Source organism: Salinicoccus jeotgali, from assembly GCF_055379195.1.
In genome coordinates this window covers 2124613-2148002 of sequence record NZ_AP043830.1, presented here as the reverse complement: position 1 = coordinate 2148002, position 23390 = coordinate 2124613, and the positions used below count along the sequence as shown (strand labels likewise).

The following is a 23390-nucleotide window of genomic DNA, read 5'->3' as shown; positions in this document are numbered from 1 at the left end:
ATATAATATTATCAAATTTTCGAACTTTTTGGAACTTAATAAAAACATCGTTTCAATTCTAAGACAGCTTTCAATTATGATATGATATGGGAAAGAGGAGGAGATTGTAAATGTCTAAAATTTTGGATGAGTATCTTGCATCAAATCTGCAGGAATTGAAAAATAACGGACTCTATAATGAAATCGATGTGGTTGAAGGTGCCAATGGACCAGAAATCACGATTGGCGGCAAGAAGCTGATCAATCTATCTTCCAACAACTATCTCGGCCTTGCGACGGACGAGACACTTAAGAAGGTTGCGAAAGAAGCAATCGATACCCATGGTGTAGGCGCAGGCGCCGTACGTACAATCAACGGTACCCTGGATCTGCATGTGGACCTGGAAGAGACTTTGGCTAAATTCAAAGGCACTGAAGCGGCAGTTGCATTCCAATCCGGTTTCAACTGTAACATGGCAGCGATTCAGGCGGTCATGGGCAAAGAGGATGCGATCCTGTCTGATGAATTGAACCACGCCTCAATCATCGACGGATGCCGCCTTTCCCGCGCAAAAATCATCCGTGTAAACCACTCCGATATGGATGATCTCCGCAAAAAAGCCAAAGAAGCTGTGGAATCGGGCCAGTACGGAAAAGTCATGTACATTACTGACGGTGTATTCTCGATGGATGGCGATGTTGCGTTGCTGCCGGAAATCGTGGAAATCGCCAAGGAATTCGACCTCATCACATATGTGGACGACGCACACGGTTCAGGTGTCATGGGCAAAGGTGCAGGAACTGTTAAGCACTTCGGCCTGGAGAAGGAAATCGACATCCAGATGGGTACACTGTCAAAAGCGATCGGTGTCGTCGGCGGCTATGTTGCAGGTAGTCAAAATCTGATCGACTACCTTAAAGTGGCAGCCCGTCCATTCCTGTTCTCCACATCACTGACACCTGGGGATACGCGTGCGATAACTGAGGCAGTCCACAAGCTGATGGATTCCACAGAGCTGCACGACAAGCTCTGGGAGAATGGTGATTACCTGAAAAAAGGCCTTAAGAATCTCGGTTTTGATATCGGTAATTCCGCAACACCGATCACCCCTTGCATAATCGGCGATGAAAAGACGACCCAGGAGTTCTCGAAACGCCTCATGGAAGAAGGCGTATATGCCAAGTCCATCGTCTTCCCGACTGTACCCAAAGGTACAGGGCGTGTAAGGAACATGCCGACGGCAGCACACACTAAAGAAATGTTGGATGATGCGCTTGCTGCATATGAAAAAGTAGGAAAAGAACTGAACGTAATCTCATAATTAAGGAGCACGGCGATGGAACGGATTATTATTACCGGTGCGCTCGGGCAGATCGGCACTGAGCTGACTTTAAAACTAAGAGAGAAATACGGGGACGAAAATGTTCTGCCGACGGACATCAAAGAACCTGAGAGTGACGAATTGAAAGGTAAGCCCTTTGAGATCCTGGATGTCAGGGATAAAACGCGGATGGATGAAATCGTAGAGGATTTCAAACCCGATACGATTATGCATATGGCCGCGCTACTCAGCGCGACTTGCGAAAAGAATCCGCAATTCGCTTGGGACATCAATATGGGAGGGCTTATAAACGCCCTTGAGACTGCAAGGGAGCGGGACCTTAAATTCTTCACTCCAAGTTCCATCGGTGCTTTCGGACCATCGACTCCGAAGGAGAACACCCCGCAGGTCACCATCCAAAGGCCGACCACGATGTATGGTGTGAATAAAGTATCGGGAGAACTGCTGTGTGACTACTACCATGAGAAATTTGGTGTGGACACACGGGGCGTGAGGTTCCCGGGACTCATTTCCCATGTCAAGGAGCCCGGCGGCGGTACAACCGATTATGCCGTTGAAATCTTCTTTGAAGCCATCCGGAATGGACAGTATACATCGTTCATAGATAAAAATACGAATATGGACATGATGTATATGGATGATGCCATCGAAGCGATCATCAAGCTGATGGAAGCGGATGCTTCGAATCTGGAACACCGCAACGCCTTCAACGTCACAGCGATGAGCATCAATCCTGAGATGGTGGCGAATGAAATCAAAAAGCATATACCCGACTTCGAACTGTTCTATGATGTAGATCCTGTACGTCAGGGGATCGCAGAGAGTTGGCCGAACGCCATCGATGCGACGGAAGCTGAACGGCAGTGGGGATTTGCACCACAATACGACCTTGAAAAAATGACTGTAACAATGTTGGAAGCAATACGAAATAAATGATAAGAAGGCATACTGCCTTCTTATTTTTCTGATTGGGGCAGTTTAATGACGCGTATAATTTTGTTTGATAAAGATGGTACACTGATGGATTATCATAAAATTTGGACGCCTTATGCCAAAACCACAATCGAAGCCTTTGCAGAGGAATTCGACCGTCATGACATCAAAGATGAACTCGCCCATCGCCTAGGACTGATCAATGGGCGCATCGCCCCGAATTCCATACTGGCAAGCGGAACGGGCCAGAATATCCAAGATTGCTTCGAACGCTATCAGAGTGGCGGCGGTGAATGGATGAAGGCCTTCTACGAAGAGAACCTCGATCTCTTGCGCAATAATATGGAGTTGATCGAGGGGGCCGCCCCTGTGCTTGACCAACTTGCAGAAAATGGGCATATAAACATCATCGTCACCAGCGACAGCCGCTTGAGCACACAGTATTTCATCGAAAAATTTTCGTTGGAATCGGTCGTCCATCATGTTGTAGCGGGAGACGATTCGCCCTATCATAAACCAGATTTGCGCATACTTGACCCCCTTATACAAAAGTATGGTTATACCCTGGATGAGATGGTGATGGTAGGGGATAACCGGGCGGATACGATGCTTGGGTATGAAGCGGGTCTCCAAACGATTGGAGTACTATCAGGCACATCGCGTAGAGAGGACCTGGAAGGTGCCGATTTGGTGTTGGATAGTGTGGTAGATATCATTGAAGACGGACGTTTCATCCTGGAGAAGAGGCGGTGAAGGTCATGCACGAGGCATTTATGGCTTTGGCAGTGGAAGAAGCGGAAAAAGCAGGAAAGATCGGCGAAGTTCCGATCGGAGCAGTAATCGTCCATGACGGCCGTGTCATCGCACGGGGACACAATCTTAGGGAAACTTCACAAAATCCCTTGACCCATGCAGAGGTGCTCGCCATTGACCGGGCTAGTGCAGTAGTGGGATCGTGGCGGCTTGAAGCATGCACCCTCTATGTCACTTTGGAACCTTGTGCCATGTGTTCAGGTGCGATCATAATGAGTCGCATCCCCCATGTAGTGTACGGGGCGAGAGACCCTAAAGGGGGCACAGTAGACAGTCTGATGCGCCTTTTGGATGAACCGCGGTTCAACCACCGTGCAGAAGTGACTTCCGGTGTATTAGAGGATACATGCAGTAACTTATTGACATCATTTTTTAAAAACCTCAGGAAAAAACATAAAAAGTAGAATAATGAATGAATTTTCTGATAAAATGAATTTAAAATGATAAGGGAGTTTTAGAACGCTTATGGTCAAATTAATCGCATTGGATATGGATGGGACATTGTTGACTCCCCACCATGACATCAGCCGCCGGAATATGGAGGCGATCAATGAAGCGATGAAACGGGGAATACAGGTTGTCGTGGCGACTGGGCGTGCCTTCTATGAAGCGCATGGCATCATACGCCAACTCAACACCCCGCTACCTTATATATGTCTGAATGGAGCAGAAGTGCGCAACGAGTCCCATGAGATACTGGCGACGAATGCGCTGAATGCCGAACTGGTCCATAAGGTGGCGGATGTGTTCCGCTCAGAGGATATTTTCTATCAGATCTATACCGACCGTGCCATCTATACGGCAGACGTGGAACGCGATATCCAGATTTTCATGGAGCTTGCGGGGGAAGAAAACAATCCCGCTAGCGAGAAGAGAATCAGAGGGTTCATGGAAGAGCGCCTGAAAAGCGGCACCTTGGTGGAGACAGATGACTATAGGACGATATTCGAGAACGAGGAAGAGAACATTTTGAAACTGCTCGCCTCTTCGCCAAGCAAACCAAAGCTTTTCCGGGCGAGGAATGAACTCTATGACATCGGTAATCTGGCAGTATCCTCTTCATCTGAAGGAAATATAGAACTGACTCATGAAAATGCACAGAAAGGCATTGCACTCACTGATATCGCCAACATCATGAATATTGATATGAAAGATGTCATGGCAGTCGGGGACAATCTCAATGACATCTCCATGTTGAAACGAGTCGGTATGGCAGTAGCGATGGGTAACGCCGCTTCCGAAGTGAAGGCCATCGCAGATAAAGTGACAGAAAGCAACACCGAGGACGGTGTTGCCATAGCCATTGAAGAGGCGCTTGACCTACTTGAAGAAAAGCAGGAGGCCCAAGCTGGGGACTTATCCGAATCGTAGAATTGTGATAATCAGCATAGGCGCAATTACCAGAAATGCCCGATTCCTTATAAGGAATCGGGCATTTTATTATTTTTATATGGCTTTAGGTGACTTATATTTTAGATTAAAGTGACGATGAAAAAGGACCGGGCAGCTCAATTGATCTGAACCCTACCAAGTTGACAGATGAAATAATATAAATGTTTCCCGCCTGAGAATGGAGATTCTCAGGCGTTTTTCTATGCCGCCAATGCCCTGAATTCCAGCGGACTCAATCCCTTGAATTTGTGTTGCGGTCTGTGGTGGTTGTAAAACTCAATATAGCGTGTAATGTCTTCTATAATTGTTTGATAATCCGCATAGTACTTCTGCTTGCGTCTGATGTGGAACCGTTCCGATTTGATTTTTCCCCAGAATGCTTCAATCGGGCCATTATCGATGCATCTTCCGACGCGGGACATGCTTTGTTGAATCTGCTGGGCATCCAGAATCTTTTTAAAGCCGTAGGAGGTGTACTGGAAGCCACGGTCACTGTGCACAAGCGGCGTTGCCTGCGGGTGCTTTTGAATCGCAGAAGTGAATGTATCAAAAACAAGCTGATTATTGTTTGAACGGCCGAATTTGTAGGCCACAATACTGTTGTCGTACAGATCGATGATCGCGCTCAAGTAGGCTTTCTCTCCGTTCAGCGCTTTGAATTCAGTCACATCGGTGAGCCATTTCTCATTCACATGGGCTGCGTGGAAATCTCTGTTCAATACGTTCTCAGCGACCTGTTGCGGTGTGTGGGGGACGTATTGTTTCTTTTTGATCCGGGTCACCGATTTCAAGCCCATCCGTGTCATCAGCCGATAGATGCGTTTCCTGTTATACCCCGTCCTCAAGGCTTTGTTGACCGCATGGCACATCTGACGATAGCCATAGATGCCGTCCGTTTCAACATAGATTTCGGCAATCGCACTGGCCACTGTGTCATTCTCTGCTTCAGCGTGTGGCACGGGGCGTTTCTGATATTGATAATACGCTTGTCTTGAGATGCCTGCCGTATGGCATAATTCAGAGATGGCATAGCCTTCATTATGCAACGTAGTGATGGCAGTGTGGAGCGTGTGACTGGGAACCCGGCTGTATTTTAATCCCTCTCGAGTTCCTCCAACTTTTTTAGCAGGGCGTTCTCCACCTCAAGCTTTCGTTTATCTGCTTTGAGCATGGAAATTTCTCTGTTCAAGCGGTCCGTCTCAGTGAGCTGGTCTTCTGATTTTCCTTTTCCGCGTCTGTCCTCAAGGCCGATTTCACCATATTCCTTGTATTTCACAATGATATTCCGGGCCTGCTGGTAACTCACCTCAAATCTTTCGGCAAGTTCACGATAACTGATATCCCCCTGTGCATGATACTGCGCAATCTCAACCCGTTCTGCGTACGTTGTTTTCCGTCCCTTGGTCAATGGTGAAGCTCCCTCCCGCGTCGTTCTTATTTCTTCACCATTATTGTAACGTATAATCCAATTCCGAACAGTTGTTTTCGACGGTATGTCATATTTGTGTGCGAGTTCGTGAGTGGAGATCATTCCATTCATATATTCTTTTGCGACCATTTTTTTAAAGCCGCGGGTATATGTTCTATGCCTGTCCCGTTTCTTTAATCCCTCAGCACCATGCTTCTCATACTTTATCCGCCACTTTCTAAGTGTCTCAACAGACACCTGATGCTTTGTGGATATATGGCTTGGACTGATGCCTACCCTCAATTCCTGAATCATTTTCAGCTTTTCTTCAAATGAATAATATTTGTCAGTCATAAAAGAACCCCCTCCAGGTTTACAGATGTTTTATTTCATCTGTAAACCTGGAGGGGGTCAAATCAAATTTGCTGTCCGGTCCTTTTGTGTATCTGCCGCTTCCACCATAATAGAGGCGCGATTATTTTTGGTATGACATCCTGCTGAAGGCGTCATGCTGGTGGATGCTTTCTTCATTGCGGCATTCAAGCTCGAAGCCTTTGACCCAGTCGAGCTCCACTAGATCATAGGCGATCAGGCGGATGAGATCCTCTACGAAGCGCGGATTTTCATAGGCACGTTCTGTGACCATCTTTTCGTCCGTACGCTTCAATATCGGATAAAGCTGGGAAGATGCGTTGATTTCAAGCAGTTGATACAGCTGCTCCTTATGATCTTCCGGCAATTCGGCATCCGGATCGATATCGAGCAGCACTTTTACGTAGCCGCGCTGATTGTGCGCACTGTATTCACTGATTTCCTTTGAGCAAGGGCATAGTGTAGTGACCATGGCCGTCATGCCCAGTTTTTTCTGTTGTACGCCATTGCCGTCGATCTTCAAGGCGTATTCGACATCGGCGTGCGCCATGCCGCTCAGACGTGTCCCGGGGCTTGGTTTAGGGAAATACCATTTACCTGCTCCGGTAACTTCCGCTTCTTCCTGATGCATGCGCGTACGCAGTGTTTCCAATACATTTCCAAGAGTGGTGAAGTCGAGTGACACACCGCCCTCATTCTCCGTCTCCAGCGATTCAAGTATGCGGCTCATGTTGATGCCCTTTTCATCGCGTCTCAGACTTGTAGCCAATTCGAAGGTGCCGACCGATTGGTAGTCACCGATGACGACTGGATAGCTCAAATTATTTATGCCGACTGAGTCGACTTCAAACAGGAAATCCTTTTTTGAACTTTGCAGATCGGCCATGCATTCCTTTTCTTTAGGCTTTTTTCCTTCTATGGGATCGACGGATCCGAAATGCTTGAAACGGCCTTCTCTCGTAGTGAGATCCAATTGTTCCATGTCTCTTCTCCTTAATCTATATCATAACTGTAGAACACTTCATTCTTCATCCACATCTGGCGGGCTGCTTCACTTTCCGCAGTATTTCCGGCGAGTGTCTTCAGAAGCGGACCGGTCTGCGATTCATGGGCGGCCATGATTTTCTCCTTGCGGTCTTCGTAACCTGAAATATCGACCGAAATATCGGGTTCCCCGAGATCTTTGTATGTGTCGTTGCTGAATGCGACGAGCTGAAGCGCCGGACGTTCTGCAGGCGCCATCTCTTTTACTGCTGCAATGACTGCTTCGGCTGTCGCTTCGTGGTCGGGGTGGACGGAGTAGCCTGGATAGAATGTGATGATCCTTGACGGGTTCAATTCATCGATCATATCTTTGACGATACCCTTTAAGTGACCTGGTGCTTCGAATTCCAATGTCTTGTCGCGGTAGCCCAACAGACGCAGATCATCCAGACCGATCAGTCGTGCGCTTTCCTGCACTTCTTTCTTTCTGATCTCATGCAGTGATTCGCGGGTTGCAAATGGCGGATAGCCAAGGTTGCGCCCCATATCACCGAATGTCAGGCAGGCGTATGTGACGGGCACGCCCATATCCACGTAGCGGCTCATCGTCCCGCTGACACCGAATGCTTCATCATCGGGGTGGGGGAAGATGACGAGTACTTGTCTTTCCTTTTCCATGTCCGTGCCTCCTATTTCAAGAATTCCTGGGTGGAGATTTCCAATGCACTGGCGAGTTTTCCATCGTAGTTGAAGCCATGCATTATAAATTCATTGTCGTCATTCACTTCGTAATGTGTCAGGCCAAGGACATATATCCAGCCATCATTATCGAGTTTGAGGCCTACGCGGTATTCACCATTTTCGCCACCGCGTATGCCGCCTTGGACGAATGTCACCTGGACGTTGCGGAGGAACATCCCAGCATTGAAGACTTTGTCGTCGAAGTGGCTGGCGTACATGCCTCCGGTAACTTCCACATGTACAAACACTTTCTTGTTCTGGTAGCTGTCCAGCAGCTGCTGGACCTTATCCCGATTGATCTTTTCCATATCTGTGAAACGCTCCTTAAATTAAAACCTGAAGAAAGGGCGCCAGCGCCCTTTCCGTCTATATTTGTTCGTCTGTAACATCAATTTTTTCGACGGTATTGAGCGCACCGTGTCGTACGACTCCGACGTGTTCATTCATCTTCCAGCCGTTTTTGATCGCTGCCGTGACGAACGCCTTTGCATTCTTGATCGCTTCCAGAGGAGCCTGGCCGTTCGCAAGGTTTGCAGTGATGGCTGCGGCGAAAGTACATCCGGCGCCATGGTTGTAGGAAGCATCTATCTTTTTGCTTGAGAGCAGGTGGTACTCATTGCCATCATAATAGACATCCACTGCTTTGTCGCCCTCGATTTCGGAACCACCTTTGATGATGACATGGTCGGCACCTTTGGAATGGATGACTTCGGCACATGCTTTGGCCTCATCCAAAGTTTTTGGTGTCTTCCTGCCGGCCAGCTGGCCGGCTTCGAAAAGGTTCGGTGTGACGACTGTCGCATGTGGAAGAAGGTGTTCAATCATGGCATCCACAAGTCCTGGATTGAGGACTTCGTCATCCCCTTTACATACCATGACCGGGTCGACGACGAAGTGGTCGGCCTGGCTGTCGAGAAAGGCTTTCTTACTGCGTTCTATCACTTCTTCAGAAGGCAGCATGCCTGTTTTGATTGCATCCGGGGAAATGGATAGGGCCGTTTCAAGCTGGTCATCCACGACTTCCAACGGAATCGGATTGACGCCGTGGGACCACGTTTCGGGATCCATTGTGACAATGGTCGTCAATGCAGTCATGCCGTATGTTTCATGCTCCTGGAAAGTCTTCAGGTCAGCTGCAATTCCTGCGCCGCCGCTTGTATCTGAACCCGCAATGGTGAGCGTCTTTTTAAGTGCCATGATTTAAATTCCTCCAATGTGTCATTAATAATGGTATTTTACTATATAAGAGAGTGTATTTCTAGAGAGATGCTTGTATAGATGATATAATCAAAATTTAGACAGAGGTGAAAAGAGATGGAATGGAAAGATGTATTTGAAATGATAAAAGAGGAGAATGATTTCTCCTCACTTGAAGAAACACTTGAAGAGAAATATCGCACGGGCCCCGTATTCCCACCCCGTGAAGAAATATATACAGCTTTCGAACTGACGCCGTTTGAAGCGGTGAAGGTCGTCATCATCGGCCAGGATCCCTACCATGGTGAAGGCCAATCCCATGGTCTTGCGTTTTCGGTCAACGAAGGCGTCAAAGTGCCGCCTTCCCTGCGCAACATGTATAAGGAGCTGGAATCCGACCTCGGCATCAAACGGACAAAGGGCAATCTGAAGGATTGGGCAGAAGAAGGTGTGCTGCTGCTGAACACCGTGCTTACGGTTGATGCCCATCAGGCGCATTCGCACAGAGGTCTTGGATGGGAGAAGTTTACCGACGGCGTTATACAGAAAGTTTCGGAGAATCTCGAAGATGTCGTCTTCATACTATGGGGCAAGCCGGCTCAACAGAAAGAAAAATTGATCGATACGACCAAACATCACGTCATCAAATCGACGCACCCAAGCCCACTCTCTGCATATAGGGGCTTCTTCGGCACACGGCCGTTCAGCCGGACCAACGACTACCTGACATCCCGCGGCCGGGAGCCTGTGGACTGGAGTGAACGGTAATGAGGCGTGAAATCATCGCAGAACTCAAGCAGGAGCTGAACCTTATGGAAACAGCAGACGGGCAGCATGAGTTCGACAAACACGTATATGCCATGGAACGGCTGCTCAGTCTTCTGAAGACCGGAGAGGATGCGGGTGATGCACGTCCTGAAGCGAATCATACGGCCCCGGGCTCGATGTCCGAAACGGACCGCAGCATGCTGGAACAGATGGGCGGCAGAGTGCCCCATTCAACCCGGCAGGAGACAAAAGGCAGGCAGCTTGAGACAGAAGATGGCTCAGGCAATGGAGAATCACTGTTTGATTTTTAGACTTAATATGTAAGGAGTAGCAAAATGAAACTTTTCATCATCATGGGTGCGATAAATGCATTCATTTCAGTGGCGTGCGGTGCCTTCGGGGCCCATGGACTCGAGGGTAAGATAAGCGAACATTATATGGATGTATGGGAAAAGGCTGTGTCCTACCAGATGTACCATGCCCTTGGCCTGATTGCCGTTGGAATTCTGGTCCAGCTGACCGGCGCCCCATTCCTCGGGACAGCAGGATGGCTGATGTTGCTTGGCATCATCTTCTTCAGTGGTTCCCTCTATATTCTGGCAGTCAGTGGTATATCGATTCTCGGTGCCATCACCCCCATCGGCGGTGTATTGTTCCTGGCAGGATGGGTATTCCTGATTGTTGGTATGATCAAAATATAAAAGACAACATGACCTCCGTGTAAACGGAGGTTTTGTCGTATGGAAGATAAAATACGTCAAAGCATTATTCCATCAGTCCCGGTTTAACATTTGATATACAGGTTATATACTTATATATATGACCATATATCGAGGGGAGATGCGCATGAACAGTATTTTGAATGACCACCAACCCATATTCCATCAGATCGGAAAATGGATTGGCGATCAGATCATCGATGGCACATTCGAACCACATGACAGGATTCCTTCAACTAATGAAATTGTCTGCCTCTATAAAGTGAATCATCTGACCGTGGCAAAAGGCGTCAATGAATTGGTGGAGGAAGGTCTGCTCTATAAAAAGCGGGGCGTCGGCGTCTTTGTGACTGCTGAGGCCAAGAGAATTCTATTGGACAGACGGCGTGCAGACTTTACAGTCCAGTATATGGAACCGATGCTCGAGGAGGCTAGAAAACTCGGCTTTGATGCCAGGGAGATCGGTTGGATGATGGAGAAGATGGGAGGAATGGCTTCCATTGAGTAGCATGGTCGATTTAACTAATGCATCACTGGATATAAAGAAAAATACGATTTTAGAAGACGTGACACTTCAGCTTGAAACTGGCAGGATCTACGGATTGATCGGGCAGGAAGGAGCAGGCAAGACGAGTCTTCTGTCACTGATTGCCTCCTATAGAAAACCGACTAAAGGTGCTGTACAGATTGACGGGCGGGACCCTTACGAAGATAAGGCGCTGATGGCCAAAGTGCGCTTCGTGCACGAAGTCGATTACACCGAAACTCATCATACCCCGAAGTATTTAAGTAGAGTGACGGAACGCTACCGGCCAGCGTTTGATTCAGATTATGCGCTCACAATGTTGGAAGGGCTCGGAATCGACTCTGACAAAGCCTTGAATCGGATGTCCAAAGGGCAGCAGGCTGCGGTGAATGCGATATTTGGGCTGGCAGCCAATGCCCCAATCACCATCTTTGATGAAGTGACGAACATTATGGAGGCAACTTTACGCGAACAGTTCTATAAAATGGCCATAGAGGCCAATGCGCATTATCCAAGGACGATGATATTCTCCAACCATACCGTTTCTGGTATGGACCATCTCTTCGATGAGATCATTATACTAGACGAGAGCCGAGTCATATTGCAGGAACCTATTGACAGGTTTTTGGAACGGGGCTTCCGCGTGAGCGGTGCGAAGGAGAAAGTGGTGCGGTTCACAGATGGCATGAATGTACTTTCAACGCACGCCAGCGGATCGATTCACTCGGTGGTGGTGCTTGGATCTGTAGATGAGGCAGACCGTAAGACTGCGAAGGAACAGCATCTCTATATTGAGCCACTGAAGGTGCAGGAACTCTTCACCATATTGACTGCGACCAAGGAGGGGTAAAATGGATAAGGTAAAACTGGCGACGGCCGATTTCTCGAAGGAGATGGCGAAGTGGGCCGCGTGGTATATGGCTGTTATGGTTGCCCTTTATATATTGCTGATGCTCTTTATAGATGACTCCGGAATCAACGGCATGTCATTCTTCTTCATGGCATCTGGGGCCAACCGCGTATTCATGCTGGTGGCAGGCATTCTTACAGTCTTCGTGTTTTTGGAGCGTGCAATCCAGCTTGGATTGACACGGATGACGTTTATGCGGGCGGTGCTATGGACAGGTGTCATCTTCACTGTAACCCTTGCATTAGTGGCGGGCATCATATCGTTGATCCTCGGCGTGATGCCATGGTTCGGTACACAAACCACCGCATCAGGTATGGGTGGACCTGTCTCCATGGTGCTTGGCCATCTGTTGGCCGCCTATTTGTTCTATCTGGCAGGATTCATCATCAGCATCGGATTCTACCGCGGGTGGTTCGGCGGACTCATCGCCATTGTACTTGGTGTCGGCATCGCTGTAGCGATAGAATCTTTATGGACATTCCGGACCGAAGGGGTGTTGTTCGAGCTGAATATGATCAGCGGCGCATCAGGCAACATCTTCCTTACCGTTGTGTTCAGCGGACTGCTTATATTGTTTACAATTGCCCTGATTCAATCACTCATCCGTTCGTTGCCGATAAAAATCAAGTGAAAAAACGGCCTTCCGAAATTTCGGAAGGCCGTTTCTTATGGAAAAACTTATGTTATTTCGTTTTTTTGCGGTTTTTGAATTTTTTGATGATAAATGGCAGTGCCAAAGGGATCAGCCTACGCAATAGACGGGCCATGCTCATTCCTCCCAACTTGATGGATATGTTTATTAATATATAGCCATCAATATGATGTTTTAAACTTTATCTGAAGAATGACAGCAGTGAATCCGCTGGCAGGTGCACACCGACATAGAAGTCTCCGAAGTCCCCATATCTCGCTGAAACCTCATCGAACCTCATCTCATAGATCAATTTCTTGAATTGGAGCATCTCGTCAGAGAAGAGCGTGACGCCCCACTCGTATTCATCGAGTCCGACCGAGCCTGTGATGAACTGCTTCACCTTGCCGGCATATCCACGTCCGATCATGCCATGGGAACGCATGAGCTCACGGCGTTTTTCCATATCGAGCATATACCAGTTATCTTCACCCTGGCGGCGTTTATCCATTGGATAGAAGCAGATGTAGCGTGATTTTGGAACTTCCGGATAAAGGCGCTTTTTGACGTATTCATTCTGATACGGATCTTCATCCGACTCTTTTGCCAAATAGTTGCTCAGTTCGATGATCGACACATAGGAATAGGAAGGGATGAGGAAATCGCTGATCTGCAGTTTGTTGAATTCCAATTCCAATGCATTCAGTTCGTCGATCGTCGGCCTCAGCATCCATAGGATCAAATCAGCCTTCTGTCCAGTTATATTGTAGAAGGCATAACTGCCTTCCTTCTTATCATGAACTTCTTCCTGACGCTTGAGGAAATCTTGGAGCTCCGTGACGAGCGTCTCCATCTCATCGTTTTCCAGTAGGCGGAGGGAAGGCCAGTCGACACTGTAGAGCAAGTGGAGGCTATACCAACCGTCAAGTGTTTGTGCAGCTTCGTTCATTTGTGTATCTCTCCTTTTTTCATATCTCTCCTCATCTTACTCCATAAGAAAACGTTTTAAAAGCATGCAGGGATGAAATGATGTGACAAAAAGAGTATAATATTGCGTATGTAAAGGTAATCAAGGAGGATATTATGAGTAAATTTCTAAAAGACCTCAAGTCGAACCTGGAAGGCAAGAATGTCAAAATCGTCTTTCCCGAAGGGAGCGACAAGAGAATTCTTACTGCAGCAGTCGAGTTGGCGGATACGACTTATGTCCAACCGATTGTTCTCGGTGCCAAAAAAGAGCTGGACGCATTGGCAGAGCAGGAAAACCTGGATTTGGAGAAGATCGAGACGATCGATCCTGCAGATTACGGAGATAAAGATGCCTTGATCGATGCATTCGTCGAGCGTCGTCAAGGAAAAGTGACGGCGGAACAGGCTGATGAGATCCTCAACGATGTCAATTATTTCGGTACAATGCTCGTCTACACGGGACGTGCTGAAGGATTGGTATCCGGAGCGATCCATTCGACGCCGGACACAGTCCGTCCTGCATTGCAGATCATCAAGACAAAACCAGGCGTTTCCCGTACAAGTGGTGTATTCTTCATGATCCGTGAAGATGAACTCTATGTCATGGGTGACTGTGCAATCAATCCCGAACTCAATGCTGAGGAGTTATCGGAAGTGGCTGTAGAAACGGCCAAAACCGCAAGGGATTTCAAGATGGAGCCCCGTGTCGCCCTGCTCAGTTTCTCAACAAGAGGTTCTGCCAAAACCGAAGAAACAGAGAAGGTGAAACTGGCTACACAATATGCCCAGGAAAAACTTCCTGAGGTGCCGATTGATGGAGAACTCCAATTTGATGCGGCATTTGTTCCAGGTGTGGCAGAGAAGAAGGCACCAGACTCTCCGCTAGAAGGCCGCGCGAATGTCTTCATCTTCCCTTCGCTTGAAGCGGGTAACATCGGCTATAAGATTGCGCAGCGTCTCGGTGGATTTGAAGCATATGGCCCCATACTGCAAGGATTGAACCAGCCGGTCAATGACCTGTCGCGCGGATGTTCCAAGGATGAAGTCTATAACTTGGCGCTGTTTACAGCGACCCAGGCCTTGAATCAGCATGATGATTGATGAACTGAAGGCAGACTGGCAATTTGTGCCGATAGATGCAACACCCCATCCGTTCATGTCATTTGCCATGGATGATGTACTGCAGGAGATGGTGTCACAGGATGGCATACCTAAAATCCGGGCATGGGTCCATGATCCTTTCGTCATACTAGGGCTGCACGATGCCCGTCTGCTACACCTTCAGGACGGGCTCAATTATCTGGAAGAGATTGGCTTCCAATATATCGTACGCAATAGCGGAGGTCTCGGCGTCGTCCTTGACTCCGGCATCTTGAACATCTCACTGATTTTGCCGAAATCGACATTGCCCCAGATAGATGATGGATATGATCTTATGCTGGACCTGGTCAGAAGAACCTTCTCCGAAGCGGAAGTGGAAACGGGCGAAATCGTCAACAGCTACTGCCCTGGCAGCTATGATCTGAGTATCGGAGGGAGGAAGTTCGCAGGCATCTCGCAGCGCCGCATCAGGGATGGCGTCGCAGTGCAGATCTACCTCTCGATTACGGGCAGCGGCAGTCGGCGCGCAGAAGTGATGCGCCGATTCTATGCATTAGGCATAAAGGGCGAGGGAACGAAGTTCACCTACCCGGATGTCCATCCAGAAGATATGGCCTCCCTCAATGAACTTCTCGGCACTGAGCTGTCGGTTGATGAGGTGCTTGAGACCATGCTCGGCATCTTGGAGGAACATGGTGCGGTCACACCGCTACCAGAAATGGATGAAACGCAGAAAGCCCGCTACACCCATCATCTCGAGCGGATGAAAACACGCAATAAAGATATCCACGTCCTGGAACAGAAATGATTGAAGGCAATCCGGTTGGCCGGCGCCTTCTTTTTTTAGGCGGAAATAAGGTTTAACCAGTCCCGGCAAGTGGAACAGTAGCATAAAAGGAGTGGATGATGTGACTGCAGATGAAAACAAAAGAATGACGACAAGGGAAGAAGAAGAGAAGCTTAAAAAAGAGCAGAATAAATCCGGCAATGAAGTGACGGAAGAAGTGCCGGCGGATAATCCGCCCCAGCAAGACAGCAGGAAGGAAGCAGAAAGGGAGAAGGATGTCCAACAGCAAAAGGATAAAAAGAACCCGTTGGAGAACACCGACGCCCCTTAAGGAACCCCACGTTGGGCTGCCGTATTTCGGTAGCTCATCTTTTTATGGTAAAGTATCATTAAAGGCAGTTAAAGGCAGTTAAAGGGAGGATGGCGGGATGTCACAAGACGAATATGGAAAAAAGCAGCTTATAGAAGAAAAAGTCTTCAAAGACCCGGTGCATCGGTATATTCATGTTCGTGACCAGGTGATATGGGATCTGATCAAAACCAAGGAGTTCCAAAGGTTGAGGCGGATAAAGCAGCTTGGGACCCTGTACCTGGCATTCCATTCAGCTGAACATTCACGGTTCAACCACTCACTTGGCGTCTATGAAATAGTCAGGCGTATGGTAACCAACTTCCAGGAGTTTGAAGAGTGGAATAACGACGACCGTTTGCTTGCGCTTGCGGCGGCCTTGCTTCATGACTTGGGCCACGGTCCATTTTCCCATTGCTTTGAGACGATCTTCGATACCGACCATGAGGAGTTCACCCGCAAGATCATACTGGGGAATACCGAAGTGAATGCCGTTTTGAAGAAGGTCGGCGTCGATTTTCCATTGGAAGTGGCTCAGGTGATCGACAAGACCCACGAAAATAAGCTGGTGATCAGCATGATATCGAGTCAGATCGATGCGGACCGGATGGATTATCTGCAGCGTGATTCGTATTACACCGGTGTCAGCTACGGGACCTTTGATATGGAACGCATACTGCGGGTGATGAGGCCGAGCAAGGATGAGATCATCATCAAGGAGAGCGGTATGCATGCGGTCGAAGATTATTTGATGAGCCGCTACCAGATGTATTGGCAAGTGTACTTCCACCCGGTCTCACGTGGTGGGGAGGTCCTTTTGAATCTGATACTGCGGCGTGCAAAACATCTGCATGAAGAAGGCTATCAGTTCAAGCAAGCACCAAAATACTTCATTCCGTTCTTTTCTGGGGAAGTGAGCGTCGAAGATTATTTGAGATTGGACGAAATGGTGGTCAATTTCTATCTCCAGGAATGGATCCATGAGGATGACCCTGTATTAAGCGACCTGTCGCATCGACTGGTAAACAGGGATCTCTTCAAATATCTGCCGTTCGACGGTTCAGTCATCACCTTTACCGAACTGCAGCACCTGTTCGAGAAGGCCGGCATCGATCCCGAGTATTATTTCTTCAGCGACTCCTATTCGGATCTGCCATATGATTACGACCGCCCAGGTTCCAAAAGCAACCGCTGGCCGATCCATATCATAAGGAATAACGGGGAGCTGAGGGAGATAAGCTCCCAGTCCGCCATCATAAACAGCATTACCGGCGTGCATCGCATGGATTCGAAGTTGTACTACCCCAAAGAAAAGATACTGCAGATAGAAAATCTTGAGCTAAAAGGCGAGATCATCAATTTACTTAATGAATTGGCATAGGAGTAGGATATAGAATGGCTAATGAATCTAATGGCAAGAAAAAAGGATTCCAGTTCAACATCATCAAAAATGACCCGCTTGACGGGCACAAAGGTCAGAATATCGGATCAATCAGCCTGGAGAATGTGGCACCCGTCTATGTGAATGCAGATACAGGTGAAACGTATATCGATATGGGGGGTCTCCATGGCCGTGCGGAAGTGGAGCGCCGTGTGAAGTGGGTAACTGACAAAAGCGAAGTGGAAGGCGAGGATGCCAAAAACTTATGGCTGGTCTGGGTGGCGGTTGAACGCAAAGAGAACGGCCCACAATACAGTGGCATAGGTGCTTGCTTCGAAATGATAAACCGCACGAAACGCCGGGCCTACAAATTGATGCCTGAGCATGTCAACATGCTGGACCGTGCAGTTAAGGGGAAGATCGACTTGGGTGAAATGGACGGTTTCAGCCGTACAGCCCTAAAGAAGTTCCTGATTTCCTATAATGAAGAAATGTGGAATAACGCAACCGATCTCCAGGAAGAAATGAAAAATGACTGATTTGTGACGATACTGTGTCAAATCTATAAAAAGATTGCAGATTCTGTAATTGGAATATAGAATATATATAGTTATATGAGATATAACTAGGACACTTGTGGCCGGGAGACATCCCGGCCACTTTTTTTGTTTTTTTGTCTATAATAGAAGTAATGTCAGTTAAAATCATTTTAGGGAGGTGCTTATCCATGAGGGACCTTAAGATACACCTGGATAAAGAAGTGATCCAAAACTACATCAACCTGCTTATCGACGATCCGCAGGCATTTTTGGGTGAATTTAAGCAGTTGCACAGCAACGAACAGTATCAGATCATCGAGGAGATGGAAGCGCAGCATCAGAAGACGCTTTTTGAACTGCTGCCGGCTGAAGATTTTGCCAAGCTCTTCAAATGGTTTTCATATACGGGGCAATCGCGGCTGTTCAGCCGTATGCCCGACGAATATGGCAGGGTGATGCTCGAGCACCTGCCTTCCGATGATGTGCAGCGCTTCTTCTCCAAAATGGATGAGGCGCGCCGCAGAAGATTACTCGAAGGATTGAGCGAACAGAAACGCAGCCACGTCGAAGAGCTGCTGGCATACGAAAAGCATAGTGCGGGAAGCATCATGCAGAAGGAGTTCATGACCGCCACCGAGGAAGAAAGCGCAAAAGAAGTCGTGGCCAGACTGCGTCATGTTCCGAGGAATGAGGGTCTCCATTCGATCTATATCGTAGAGGACGAAAAATTGAAGGGGCTTGTTTCCCTGCGTGAGTTGGCGATGGCCGAAGATCACCAGACGATGGAAGCACTTAGCGAAAAGGTCATCATAACGGTGAATGCGGATGAAGATCAGGAAGCTGTGGCGCATATCATGCAGGACTATGACGTAGTCACCATCCCGGTCATTGACAGCGCCAATCGTCTGCTCGGCATCATCACCGTCGATGACATCATCGACATCATCGAGTTTGAAGCAACGGAAGATATGAGTGAACTCGCTGCTTCCAGAGGCACCGTCGACCTGGAGGTCTCCCCTTACCAAACGGCCAAAAAGAGGGCACCATGGATTGTCCTGCTGATGTTCCTCGGGCTGCTGACCGCCAATGTCATCGGGGCTTTTGAAGAGACTTTGGAAGCGGTCGTGCTGCTGTCCTTGTTCATACCGCTCATCATGGATGCAGCGGGGAATACCGGGACGCAGTCGCTTGCTGTGATGGTGCGCCTGATTTCAACAGGCGGATACCATGACCATGGACTGTTCCGCATCCTCAGGCGCGAACTTGCCACAGGTGTCTTGGTCGGTCTGGCAAGTGGTGTGACCATCGTCTTGTTGATTACGGTACTCTATCAGGAAGTGTGGCTGGCGTTCGTCGTAGGCATGTCCCTGCTGATTACATTGAGTATCTCGACTGTCATCGGTACCATCCTGCCGGTCATCATCAGCAAGCTGAAAATAGACCCTGCCGTAGCAAGCGGGCCATTCATCACGACATTGAATGATGTGATCGGCCTGACCATCTACTTTTCGATTGCCACGACCCTGCTGCAGATATAGGCAGGGTGCGCGGGGGTATGTTATAATTTACGGTACTTGAAGGAGATAATATGAATAACATTAGAGCAGAATACCAGGTGGACCAAACGGTCAAGATGAATGACGAAACAAAGCGCTACAGCCAGAGCGTCGATGTTGAAGTGATAGAGCGCAATGACATCTACATGCGCTATGTCGAACAGCTTGATGAGCATGCTTTGGATGTCATCCTCCGGGTGGGTGATGGCTTTGTAAAGATACAGCGCCGCGGTGTCATCAATATGAACTTCCATTTCGTTGAAGGTGAAATGACGGACACATTCTATGAATCCCCGGCCGGCAAACATCATCTGAGAATCAGGACAAAGTCGCTTGAAATCGGTGAGCAGGCCATTGAGATCCATTATGAAGTGCATGACTCCGGAGACAAGCTTGGGGATTACCATTATAAAATCAGGAAAGTAGGGTAAAACGATGGATTTGAGACAGCAGTTGAAGAGCTCAATCGAAGCAGCAGTTGAACAGGCCGGGATAGTTGAAGCCGTCCCTGAGGTCAAGATAGAGGTACCTAAAGATAAGGCGAATGGTGACTTTTCCACAAACGTGGCAATGGTGCTCACTAAGCAGGCCAAGCGCAATCCACGTGAAATCGCCCAGATCGTCATCGATAATCTGGATTGTGAAGCGGCAAGCGTCAAATCCGTCGAGATTGCAGGGCCCGGGTTCATCAACTTCAGGATGGATGAAGCTTCGCTGGCGGCCATCATCACGCAGATTTTATCAGAGAAAGAGGATTACGGCCGGAGTGAACTGGAGAACAAGGAGAGGATCCTGATCGAATTCGTCAGCGCGAATCCGACAGGGGACCTCCATATCGGACATGCACGCAATGCCAGTGTTGGAGATACGCTCGCTGCCATCATGGATTTTGCCGGTTACGATGTTACGCGCGAATACTACATCAACGATGCCGGAAACCAGATTGAGAATCTGGCCAAATCCATCGAAGCAAGATTCATGGAAGCACTTGGCCAGGAACTGTATATGCCGGAGGACGGCTATATGGGCAAGGATATTAAGAAGATGGCCGAAAAGTTGGCAGAGGAGTCCCCGGAGCTTGCGGAAACCACCCGTGAAGACCGCATCAGGATGTTCCGTCAGATGGGCGTCGACTACGAAATGAAGAAGCTGAAGCAGGACCTTGAAGATTTTAATGTGCATTTCGACAACTGGTTCAGTGAATCGATGCTTTATGAAAAAGGCGAAATCGATCTGGCTTTGGAAAAGATGTCGAAGAACGGCTACACTTATGAAGCGGATGGAGCATTGTGGCTTAGAACGACAGATTTCGGGGATGATAAGGACCGCGTGCTGAGGAAGCAGGATGGGACTTATACTTATCTGATGCCGGATGTGGCCTATCATTTTGATAAGGTTGAACGGGGATTCGACAAGCTGATCAACCTTTTCGGTGCTGATCATCATGGTTACATCAAACGTCTGAAGGGATCTCTCGGTGCGCTTGGTGAAAATCCGGAGCGACTTGAAATTCAGATCATGCAGATGGTGCGCCTGATTGAAAACGGCGAAGAGGTCAAAATGAGCAAGCGTACCGGCAAAGCGATTACATTGAGGGATATCATTGATATGATCGGTGTGGATGCCAGCCGCTACTTCCTTGCGATGCGCAGTCCGGACACCCATTTCGACTTCGATCTGGAACTTGCCAAATCGGAATCAAGCGACAATCCGGTCTATTACGCACAGTATGCCCACGCGCGGATCTGTTCAATATTGCGTCAGGCGAAGGACGCAGGTCATACATTAGATGAGTCTGCGGACCTTGATGTCATCCAGCATGAACAGGCGCTTCTGGTATTGAAGAAGCTTGCCGACTTCCCGAACATCGTCAAAAATGCGGCGGAAAACCGTGCGCCCCACCGCATTCCGAATTATATCCAGGAACTTGCTTCGGCATTCCATAAATTCTATAATGCAGACAAAGTATTGACGGATGACCGTGCCAAGACCGCCGCCTATCTTCTTATGATAGAGGCAGTGAGGCAAACACTCGCCAATGCACTTGGACTGATAGGTGTTTCTGCGCCTGATAAAATGTAGACGGGTCCCCCCTGCCTCCCGGCAAGGGGGATCATGTGTCGTGAGGCACGAAAAAGACCAGGGGGAGTGGTTCTATGATGAAAAGATGGTTGGTCCTTCTGGCCATGACGCTGTTCATCCTGACGGGATGCAGTGGTACGGAAGAGGATATCGAGTCGGGCTTTGAAGATAGGCGCATCATCTCGCTGATGCCGAGCAACACGGAAATACTGGTCGAGCTTGGCCTGGAGGGCAATCTGGTTGGGGTAACGAGCGAAGATAACTATCCAGAATCAGTGGCGAATGACGCGTCACTTACAAAATTCAACACGTTTGAACTTGATGCCGAGAAAATGATCGCCCTTGAACCGACCCATATCCTCGGCTATGAATCTTCGGCACCCTATTATGAAGATACTCTGAAACGAGTTTCTGAAAGTACCGGAGCGGAAGTGCTTATAGTGGATGAAGCCAAATCGATTTCAGGCATATACGACTCCATAAAGGCTATCGGAGAATTCGTCAATGAGAAGACTGCGGCCGAGTGGTTGAAAGAGGATATTGAACGAAAGGTCAATGTCCAGAACAGCGTCTTCGAAAATCGTGATGAAGAAGCCCGGGTATTCATCCACATTTCAAGCGATCCTGAATTGTATACAGCGGGGGCGGAAACATTCATAGATGACGCCCTATCTGAAATACATGTCGAAAATGCTTTTGATGATATCGACGGCTACGCAGCAATCAGTCCTGAAGCAGTCATTGAACGTAATCCAACCGAGGTGGTTTCCATCATGGGACTTGACGATGAAGAATTGGAGGAGGCACTCAGTGGCATCCCGGGTATTGAAGGGCATGAACTGGATGACCCCAAAAAACAATGCAACATCGAGCCTGACCTCCTGGCACGTCCGGGTCCGCGTATAGCGGATGGGTTGAGGGCGGTAGGACGCTGCATCTATGAGTAGGCATGTCTGGATTCTACTGTTGGTGCTCATCATCAGCGGGGGGGCCTCCCTGTTTGCAGGCTCCGTCGGCCTGGCAACCCTGGATGCTGAACAGCAACATACGATCCTCTTTGAAATCCGGCTGCCCCGTATGTTGTCTGCCATGATAACAGGGGCCGCCTTGGCGATGAGCGGTGCAGTCTTCCAGATTGTCCTCAGAAACCCGATGGCAGATAGCTTTACATTAGGCATGGCGAATGCCGCAGTGCTCGGCAGTGCTGTGGCGGTGGCAGGCATCATGCCTTTTTTCATGCGTCCGATATTGAGCATACTGGCGGGCATGATTGCAATGGGGATTGTACTTGCTGCAGCGAAGCGCATAGATACAGCGTATCGTCCGGAAACATTGATCGTCATCGGTGTGCTCCTTGGAGCGATGATGAGTGGCGTGCTCTACATCATCATTCTGATGGCACCGGAACAGACCGAATCAATCGCCCGCTATATGTTCGGTTCATTATCTGGATCACGTTATCAGGAAACGCTGCTGACGGGGGTATTGACTGTGTTGGGGGCGGCTTTCCTTTATAGGTATGGACACGCGCTCGATATGTTGAACCTCGGGGATATCAGAGCCTACAGTTTGGGCGTCGATGCCGCAAAAATCCGTCCTTTCCTCCTTATAGCGGCTGCCGTTCCACCTCTGGTCATCATCAGCTACACCGGACTGATCGCCCTGGTCGGCATCATCGTCCCGCAGATGCTGCTCTACTTCAAGCCGATGCGATTTCGTCCGTTGCTGGTACTGTCATTCCTTTACGGTGCGATCTATGTCAATATTGCGGATACAATCGGCCGTACGGTCATCGCGCCGCTCCAGATACCGACCGGCGTCATGGTCATGATATCGGCTGTACCGCTGTTCATCTTTTTGATGTATAAGCGCGTACTGACCAAAGCCTAGGGATGATTATGCAAACGATA

The 23390-nt window shown here is 48.6% G+C and carries 28 protein-coding genes; 21 read left to right on the top strand and 7 right to left on the bottom strand.

From position 1 onward, the window contains the following. Positions 1-110: 110 nt before the first annotated feature. The 5 genes from ACZ43I_RS11065 to ACZ43I_RS11045 all read left to right on the top strand — a co-directional run bounded on the left by ACZ43I_RS11065 (position 111) and on the right by ACZ43I_RS11045 (position 4439). Positions 111-1301 (top strand): glycine C-acetyltransferase, encoded by a 1191-nt coding sequence (locus ACZ43I_RS11065; RefSeq protein ID WP_344703531.1) that lies wholly within the window; start codon positions 111-113, stop codon positions 1299-1301. 15 nt (positions 1302-1316) lie between these two features. Further along, on the top strand, positions 1317-2258 hold the full coding sequence (locus tag ACZ43I_RS11060) for an L-threonine 3-dehydrogenase (protein WP_344703529.1): 942 nt from the start codon (positions 1317-1319) through the stop codon (positions 2256-2258). Positions 2259-2303: 45 nt separating this feature from the next. Continuing rightward, positions 2304-3008, top strand: coding sequence for an HAD family hydrolase (locus ACZ43I_RS11055; RefSeq protein ID WP_344703527.1), 705 nt, complete (start codon positions 2304-2306; stop codon positions 3006-3008). 5 nt (positions 3009-3013) lie between these two features. Continuing rightward, the gene (gene tadA / locus ACZ43I_RS11050) at positions 3014-3472 is read left to right on the top strand and encodes a tRNA adenosine(34) deaminase TadA (protein WP_425568400.1); all 459 of its coding nucleotides are present in this window, start codon (positions 3014-3016) and stop codon (positions 3470-3472) included. A 61-nt stretch (positions 3473-3533) separates the two neighbouring features. Further along, positions 3534-4439, top strand: coding sequence for an HAD family hydrolase (locus ACZ43I_RS11045; protein WP_344703523.1), 906 nt, complete (start codon positions 3534-3536; stop codon positions 4437-4439). 221 nt (positions 4440-4660) lie between these two features. On the opposite strand, the gene ACZ43I_RS11040 is transcribed toward ACZ43I_RS11045, so the two are convergent. The 6 genes from ACZ43I_RS11040 to thiD form a co-directional block, all read right to left on the bottom strand. Next, entirely contained in the window at positions 4661-5506 is an 846-nt protein-coding gene (locus ACZ43I_RS11040) for an IS3 family transposase (protein ID WP_464761327.1), read from the bottom strand. A 47-nt stretch (positions 5507-5553) separates the two neighbouring features. Next, positions 5554-6222: a transposase gene (locus ACZ43I_RS11035; RefSeq protein ID WP_344703107.1), complete on the bottom strand. Its 669-nt coding sequence runs from the start codon at positions 6220-6222 to the stop codon at positions 5554-5556. A gap of 121 nt (positions 6223-6343) precedes the next feature. After that, positions 6344-7222 (bottom strand): GTP cyclohydrolase FolE2, encoded by an 879-nt coding sequence (gene folE2, locus ACZ43I_RS11030; RefSeq protein ID WP_344704244.1) that lies wholly within the window; start codon positions 7220-7222, stop codon positions 6344-6346. A gap of 11 nt (positions 7223-7233) precedes the next feature. Continuing rightward, the gene (gene bshB2 / locus ACZ43I_RS11025) at positions 7234-7902 is read right to left on the bottom strand and encodes a bacillithiol biosynthesis deacetylase BshB2 (protein ID WP_344704246.1); all 669 of its coding nucleotides are present in this window, start codon (positions 7900-7902) and stop codon (positions 7234-7236) included. 11 nt (positions 7903-7913) lie between these two features. Next, entirely contained in the window at positions 7914-8273 is a 360-nt protein-coding gene (locus tag ACZ43I_RS11020; protein ID WP_344704248.1) for a DUF1806 family protein, read from the bottom strand. 58 nt (positions 8274-8331) lie between these two features. Further along, entirely contained in the window at positions 8332-9162 is an 831-nt protein-coding gene (gene thiD, locus ACZ43I_RS11015; RefSeq protein WP_344704250.1) for a bifunctional hydroxymethylpyrimidine kinase/phosphomethylpyrimidine kinase, read from the bottom strand. Positions 9163-9279: 117 nt separating this feature from the next. Here thiD and ACZ43I_RS11010 point away from each other — a divergent pair, with 117 nt between their 5' ends. The 6 genes from ACZ43I_RS11010 (at position 9280) to ACZ43I_RS10985 (ending at position 12716) form a co-directional block, all read left to right on the top strand. Next, positions 9280-9930: a uracil-DNA glycosylase gene (locus tag ACZ43I_RS11010; RefSeq protein WP_344704252.1), complete on the top strand. Its 651-nt coding sequence runs from the start codon at positions 9280-9282 to the stop codon at positions 9928-9930. Beyond that, positions 9930-10241, top strand: coding sequence for a DUF5327 family protein (locus tag ACZ43I_RS11005; RefSeq protein WP_344704254.1), 312 nt, complete (start codon positions 9930-9932; stop codon positions 10239-10241). The genes ACZ43I_RS11010 and ACZ43I_RS11005 overlap by 1 nt, the downstream gene beginning before the upstream one ends. Positions 10242-10265: 24 nt before the next feature. Then, entirely contained in the window at positions 10266-10631 is a 366-nt protein-coding gene (locus tag ACZ43I_RS11000) for a DUF423 domain-containing protein (RefSeq protein WP_344704256.1), read from the top strand. 145 nt (positions 10632-10776) lie between these two features. Beyond that, positions 10777-11157, top strand: coding sequence for a GntR family transcriptional regulator (locus ACZ43I_RS10995; RefSeq protein ID WP_344704258.1), 381 nt, complete (start codon positions 10777-10779; stop codon positions 11155-11157). A 1-nt stretch (position 11158) separates the two neighbouring features. Then, entirely contained in the window at positions 11159-12025 is an 867-nt protein-coding gene (locus tag ACZ43I_RS10990) for an ATP-binding cassette domain-containing protein (protein WP_344704407.1), read from the top strand. Between the two features lies 1 nt (position 12026). Beyond that, on the top strand, positions 12027-12716 hold the full coding sequence (locus tag ACZ43I_RS10985) for a hypothetical protein (RefSeq protein ID WP_344704260.1): 690 nt from the start codon (positions 12027-12029) through the stop codon (positions 12714-12716). Positions 12717-12918: 202 nt separating this feature from the next. Here the strand turns inward: ACZ43I_RS10985 and hemQ are convergent, their stop codons facing one another. Further along, positions 12919-13665, bottom strand: a complete 747-nt coding sequence (hemQ, locus tag ACZ43I_RS10980; protein WP_344704262.1) for a hydrogen peroxide-dependent heme synthase — start codon at positions 13663-13665, stop codon at positions 12919-12921. Positions 13666-13799: 134 nt separating this feature from the next. Here hemQ and pta point away from each other — a divergent pair, with 134 nt between their 5' ends. The 10 genes from pta to ACZ43I_RS10930 all read left to right on the top strand — a co-directional run bounded on the left by pta (position 13800) and on the right by ACZ43I_RS10930 (position 23370). Further along, entirely contained in the window at positions 13800-14786 is a 987-nt protein-coding gene (gene pta / locus ACZ43I_RS10975; protein WP_344704264.1) for a phosphate acetyltransferase, read from the top strand. Beyond that, positions 14776-15594: a lipoate--protein ligase family protein gene (locus tag ACZ43I_RS10970; RefSeq protein WP_344704266.1), complete on the top strand. Its 819-nt coding sequence runs from the start codon at positions 14776-14778 to the stop codon at positions 15592-15594. The genes pta and ACZ43I_RS10970 overlap by 11 nt, the downstream gene beginning before the upstream one ends. Before the next feature lie 100 nt (positions 15595-15694). After that, complete coding sequence (locus tag ACZ43I_RS10965) at positions 15695-15904, top strand: hypothetical protein (RefSeq protein WP_344704268.1); 210 nt, start codon at positions 15695-15697, stop codon at positions 15902-15904. A gap of 97 nt (positions 15905-16001) precedes the next feature. Then, positions 16002-17303: an HD domain-containing protein gene (locus ACZ43I_RS10960; protein WP_344704270.1), complete on the top strand. Its 1302-nt coding sequence runs from the start codon at positions 16002-16004 to the stop codon at positions 17301-17303. A 14-nt stretch (positions 17304-17317) separates the two neighbouring features. After that, positions 17318-17842 (top strand): YwhD family protein, encoded by a 525-nt coding sequence (locus ACZ43I_RS10955; RefSeq protein ID WP_344704272.1) that lies wholly within the window; start codon positions 17318-17320, stop codon positions 17840-17842. A gap of 188 nt (positions 17843-18030) precedes the next feature. After that, positions 18031-19380, top strand: coding sequence for a magnesium transporter (gene mgtE / locus ACZ43I_RS10950; RefSeq protein ID WP_344704274.1), 1350 nt, complete (start codon positions 18031-18033; stop codon positions 19378-19380). Between the two features lie 50 nt (positions 19381-19430). Further along, a complete protein-coding gene (locus ACZ43I_RS10945; RefSeq protein ID WP_344704276.1) occupies positions 19431-19829 on the top strand; it encodes a YwiB family protein in 399 nt (132 codons plus the stop codon). A 4-nt stretch (positions 19830-19833) separates the two neighbouring features. Continuing rightward, positions 19834-21480: an arginine--tRNA ligase gene (gene argS, locus ACZ43I_RS10940; protein WP_344704278.1), complete on the top strand. Its 1647-nt coding sequence runs from the start codon at positions 19834-19836 to the stop codon at positions 21478-21480. A 74-nt stretch (positions 21481-21554) separates the two neighbouring features. Continuing rightward, complete coding sequence (locus ACZ43I_RS10935) at positions 21555-22427, top strand: ABC transporter substrate-binding protein (RefSeq protein ID WP_344704280.1); 873 nt, start codon at positions 21555-21557, stop codon at positions 22425-22427. Beyond that, positions 22420-23370 (top strand): FecCD family ABC transporter permease, encoded by a 951-nt coding sequence (locus ACZ43I_RS10930; protein ID WP_344704282.1) that lies wholly within the window; start codon positions 22420-22422, stop codon positions 23368-23370. Before ACZ43I_RS10935 ends, ACZ43I_RS10930 begins: the two co-directional genes overlap by 8 nt. Positions 23371-23390: the final 20 nt, after the last annotated feature.